Source organism: Rhizobacter sp. P3_C12 (genome assembly GCF_056402735.1).
Map to the genome: position 1 here is coordinate 1 of NZ_JBFUGW010000381.1, position 4,714 is coordinate 4,714.

Sequence of the window (4,714 nt, forward strand, 5' to 3'; positions counted from 1 at the left end):
GGTGGCGGGCTCGAGCGCGGTGCCGGGGCTGACGCGCCGCGCGGCGGGCGGCGCCGCGGGCTGGGGTGCGAGCACGGGCTCGGGCAGCGGTGCGGGTGCGGGTGCGGGTGCGGGTACCGGAGCCGGTGCTGGCACGGGCGCTGGAACCGGCGCCGGCGGCGGGGCCGGCACCGGGACGGGCGGTGGCACCTCGACCGGCTCGGGGCGCGGGACCGGCGGCGGCGGTGCGGGCGGAGGTGGTTCCACCGGAACCGGCATCGCCACCGGCGGCGCGACAGGGGGTGGTGGCAAGGGCAGCGGAAGCGGCTGCGGCGCCGGCGGTTCGGGCTCCATCACGGGTGGCCGCGCAGCCACCGGTGCGGCGTCGCGCACGGCGGAGGCGGCCGCGGCGGCCTCGGACACGCGGGGCTCGGGCACCGGTGCGGCGGGCTGGGGGCGTTCGATGCGCGGGGCGGCCGGCACCGGCGCGGGCATCGTGCGCAGCTCGACCTTCGGTGCCGGAGGAGGCGCCGGCGGCGGCAGCGCGGGTGCCGGGGCTTGCGCGCGCGGGGGTGGTGGCGGTGAAGGTCGCGGAGGTGGCGGCGGGCTCACCACGGCCCGCGGCGCGGTCGGAGCACGTGGCGCCGGCGGCGGTGCCAGCGTGACCCGCAGCGGCCCCCACGCATCGGCCCGCGGCGCAGCGCCGCCGTCCGAGCGTCCCGTCTGCGTGCCGACCCACATCACCGCCAGCACGTGCAGCACGATCGACAGCGTCACGAACTGCGCGAGCGTCGCGCGCTCCTGGTCCGACACGCGCAAGCTGTCGGCCGGGTGCAGCGGGAGGACGGGCAAGGCACTCATCGCCCCCGAGCATGCCATCATCGTGCGGTGGAAGCCGTCCCCGCCCGATTCGAGCACGCCAGCGACCGAGCGCAGTTCAAGCAGCCCGCGCACCGCGGCGGCATCGAGCTGTACCGGGCGCACATCGTGCGCTACGCGTTCGAGCCGCACACGCACGAGGCCTACGGCTTCGGCGTGATCGATGCCGGCGTCGAGCGCTTCCGCTACCGCGGCAGCGAGCACCTGGCACCGCCGCAATCGCTGGTGCTGATGAACCCCGACGTGCTGCACACCGGCCGCGCCGAGACCGCGCACGGCTGGCGCTACCGCATGGCGTATGTCGATGCCGCGCTGCTGCGCGAGGTGGCCGGCGAGGCCGACTGGTCGTTCGCCGCGCCGGTGTTGCGGCATGAAGCAAGTGCGCAGCGCGCGAGCCTGGCCCTGCAGGCGCTGTGGGCGGCCGATGCACCGCTCGCCTTCGACGGCGCGCTGCTCGACCTGCTGCAGGCGGTGCAGCCGCATGCACGCCGCGGCCCGCCCGAGCGCGCAGGCGAGGGCCACGCGCCGCTGCAACGCGCGATCGAGCTGATGCACGACCGCCTGGCCGAGCCGCTGACGCTGGCCGACCTGGCGCAGGCCGCCGGGCTCAGCCCGTTCCATTTCCAGCGCTGCTTCAAGGCGCGGCACCATGCCACGCCGCACCAGATGCTGATGGCGCTGCGGCTGTTCCGCGCGAAGCGGCAACTGGCCGCCGGCCTCGCGCCCGCGCTGGTGGCGGCCGACAACGGGCTCACCGACCAGGCCCACCTGACGCGCCGCTTCGCCGGCATGTACGGCGTCACGCCGGCGCGCTACCAGCAGCAGATGGGCCTTCAGCGCCGCGGCTGATCAGCGCCCTTCGAGCACCGCCTCCTGCCGCGCCACGCGCGCCAGCGGCAGGCTCACGCGCACCCGCGTTCCGCGGCCCACCTCGCTGTCGATGGCCATCGTCGCGCCCATGCGCTGCAGCAGCAGCCGCGTGATCACGAGGCCGAGCCCGCTGCCGGGCACCGGCGTGTTCTCGGCCCCCAGCCGGTTGAAGGGCTGGTAGAGCTGCGCGAGCTTCCCGGCGTCGATGCCAACCCCGGTGTCGTGCACCGTCACCACGACGCGTGCGCCGTCCTCCGCGCAAACCACCCAGGCCCGTCCGCCGGGGTGGTTGTACCGGACCGCGTTCGACAGCAGCGTCGCGAACACCTGCTCCAGCCGCCGCGGATCGGCGTGCACGGCCAGCGCCTGCGCCCCTTCGATCGCCAGCGTCACGCCCATCGACAAGGCCAGCGGCTCCACCTGGCGCAGGCTCGCGCCGAGCGCCGGCGCGAGCGGGACGTCGCGGTTCGACAGCGCGAGCGCGCCATCCTCGATGCTCGTCAGGTCCAGCAGGTCGTTGATCAACTCCAGCAGGTGCTGGCCGCTGTCGAGCACATGCTGCAGCCGCGCCGCCTGCCGGTTCGTCAGCGGCTCGCCTTCGTCGGTCTGCAGCAACTGGGCGAAGCCCAGCACCGCGTTCAGCGGCGTGCGCAGCTCATGGCTCACGCGCGACAGGAACTGCGTCTTGGCGAGGTTCGCGCGCTCCGCCGCCTCCTTGCCGAGGCGCAGCTGCTCGGCCTCGACGTCGTCGCTCACGTCCCACAGCAGGCCCACCACACGCCGGCCGTCGACCTGGTGGCGGCGCGCATTCATCTCCAGGTGGCGCACCCGGCCATCGCGCGACAGCACGCGAAAGCGCAGCGCCACCAGCTCGTCGCCCTGCACGGCCCGCGCGAGCGCCTCGCGCAGCTCGGGCAGGTCGGCCGGATCCACCCGGTCGGACGCCAGTTGCGCGCCGTCGCGCGGGCCCGGGTCATCGTCGAGCCCGAAATGGGCGGCCGCGCGGGCATCGAATTGCACCCGATCGCGGTCGACATCCCAGTCGAACACGCCGATGTGCGCACCCTCGGCGGCCGTCGCGAGCCGCTCGTTGCTCTCGCGCAGCGCCTGTTCGGTGCGGCGCTGCGCGTGGTGCATGCGCATCGTCAGCCACACGCCGGCCGTGGCCAGCAGGGCGCCGAGCCCGAGCGTGGCCGCCGTCACCAGCTGGCGCGTGATGCGCGAGGCCTCGCCGAGCGAGCCGGAGAAGCGCATCCCGAGTTCGGTCAGTCGCTCGCTCAGCGGCGGGATCCGCCTCACCAGCGAGCGCAGCTCCGGCGAGCCGGTGTCGCCGGCCAGGATGCGGGCATGCATGTCGCGCCCGAGCGCACTCAGTTCGTCCATCTGCGCATCGCCTTCCACCCAGGTCCGGATGGCGTCGGCCATGAAGCCGACATGGCGGAAGCGCCGGTAGAGGCGGGCCATCGCATCGACGTCGTCCGCATGGTTGCTGCCTTGCAGCAGGCCGCGGCGCACCACGGCCATGTCGGGCACGGGCTTGTCGAGCTCGAGCCGGGCGAGCCGGTCGCCCTGCGACACCGCGAGCGCCGCCAGGTGGCGCCGGTAGTCGAACTCGTCGTGCGATTCGCTGTAGCGGTACAGGTGGTAGATCGCGTCCTTCTGGCCCTTCGACCAGTGGCTCTCGCCGCCGACATACGCGCGGGCCGCCGACAGCGTGTCGGCACTGAAGGCGCTCAGCCCCGCCAGCAGCGCGACCACGACCAGCCACAGGCCGACCACCAGCCAGCGAAATCGCGATCCGTCATCCGACTGCGCCATCGGCTCCCTCTCTCCCGGCGCGCCACCCCGTCGCGTGCCGTCTCGCGGTGTACCACGGCGCCGCAGCCCCTGTCGATGGGTGGTACCGGCGGTGCGCGGCAGCCGGCTTGACACTTCGCACGATCGTGCTAAATTGCGCCGCATGGAAACCCGGACCGAACGCAGCGGGCTCACGCTCGCCGCCATCCTCGACACCGCGCTCGGCATGGCCGCCGCCGACGGGCTCGACAGCCTGACGATCGGCGAGGTCGCCCGGCGCCTGGGGCTGTCGAAGAGCGGCGTGTTCTCGCGCGTCGGCTCGCGCGAGGCGCTGCAGATCGCGGTGATCGACGAGTACGACCGCCGCTTCCTGCAGGATGTCTTCGTGCCGGCGATGCGCGAGCCGCGCGGCCTGCCGCGGCTGAACGCGATCATGCGGCTGTGGCTGCAGCGGGCGCGCGATGTCGAGATCCGCACCGGTTGCCTCTATTGCGCCGGCGCCTTCGAGTTCGACGACCGCGAAGGCCCGCTGCGCGACCTGCTGCTCGACCACGTGATGCGCTGGCGCAGCGCGCTCAAGCGCACCGTGATCCAGGCCATCGACGCCGGCCACCTGCGCGCCGACACCGACGCCGACCAGCTCGTCTTCGAGATGGACGGCCTGTTCGTCGCGCTGATGCGCGAAGCCCGTTTCCTGCGCGAGCCGCGCGCCGCCGACCGCTGCTGGTCGGCCTACGAGCGGATCATCCGCTCCCTCCAGGCCTGAAGCCATGCCCGCCCCTTTCGCCGTTCCCTGTCCACACATTTCGCACGTGCGTGCGAAATCAAGGAGATTGCCATGCTGATGATCGTCGTGTCCGCCCTGGTCGTCGCTGCGCTGCTGCGCGGCGCGTTGTCGTTGTGGCGCGTGGTGGCTGCCGTGCCGCACAGCAATGCCGATTTCGGCTGCTTCTGATGAGCACGCCCAACCCCGCCACCGCCTTCTACGCCGCCAGCCGCAGCGCGCGCTGGATCGGTGCCGCGCTGCGCGGCATGCAGTCGATCGCGCCCGGGCTGGGCACGCGGCTCGCGCTGCGGCTGTTCTTCACGCCGCTGCCGCTGAAGCTGACGGCGCGGCGGCGCGCCGTGCCGGCCGGCTGGCTGCTGTCGCACTGGCCGTTCGAGCAGGGCACGGTCGCGGTCTACCGCC

3 protein-coding genes and 2 pseudogenes are annotated in these 4,714 nt (G+C 73.8%); 3 read left to right on the forward strand and 2 right to left on the reverse strand.

The genetic code is table 11. The features are described 5' to 3' along the window. A pseudogene (locus tag AC1DXV_RS31485) lies at nucleotides 1-840 on the reverse strand (hypothetical protein); the annotation flags it as partial. 27 nt (nucleotides 841-867) lie between these two features. Here AC1DXV_RS31485 and AC1DXV_RS31490 point away from each other — a divergent pair. Further along, nucleotides 868-1,707 carry an AraC family transcriptional regulator gene (locus AC1DXV_RS31490; protein WP_477867294.1) on the forward strand — a complete coding sequence of 280 codons (840 nt, stop codon included), beginning with the start codon at nucleotides 868-870 and terminating at the stop codon, nucleotides 1,705-1,707. Here the strand turns inward: AC1DXV_RS31490 and AC1DXV_RS31495 are convergent, their stop codons facing one another. Further along, a complete protein-coding gene (locus AC1DXV_RS31495; RefSeq protein WP_477867296.1) occupies nucleotides 1,708-3,546 on the reverse strand; it encodes a sensor histidine kinase in 1,839 nt (612 codons plus the stop codon). It abuts the gene before it with no gap. 142 nt (nucleotides 3,547-3,688) lie between these two features. Here AC1DXV_RS31495 and AC1DXV_RS31500 point away from each other — a divergent pair, with 142 nt between their 5' ends. Both AC1DXV_RS31500 and AC1DXV_RS31505 read left to right on the forward strand, forming a co-directional pair. Then, nucleotides 3,689-4,291, forward strand: a complete 603-nt coding sequence (locus AC1DXV_RS31500; protein WP_477867298.1) for a TetR/AcrR family transcriptional regulator — start codon at nucleotides 3,689-3,691, stop codon at nucleotides 4,289-4,291. A gap of 188 nt (nucleotides 4,292-4,479) precedes the next feature. Continuing rightward, nucleotides 4,480-4,714 (forward strand): annotated as a pseudogene (locus AC1DXV_RS31505) (alpha/beta hydrolase); the annotation flags it as partial.

Bases quoted from the DNA above. Each gene is read 5' to 3' on its own strand.
- AC1DXV_RS31495 (WP_477867296.1), bottom strand. From the start codon at position 3,546: ATGGCGCAGTCGGATGACGGATCGCGATTTCGCTGGCTGGTGGTCGGC.
- AC1DXV_RS31500 (WP_477867298.1), top strand. From the start codon at position 3,689: ATGGAAACCCGGACCGAACGCAGCGGGCTCACGCTCGCCGCCATCCTC.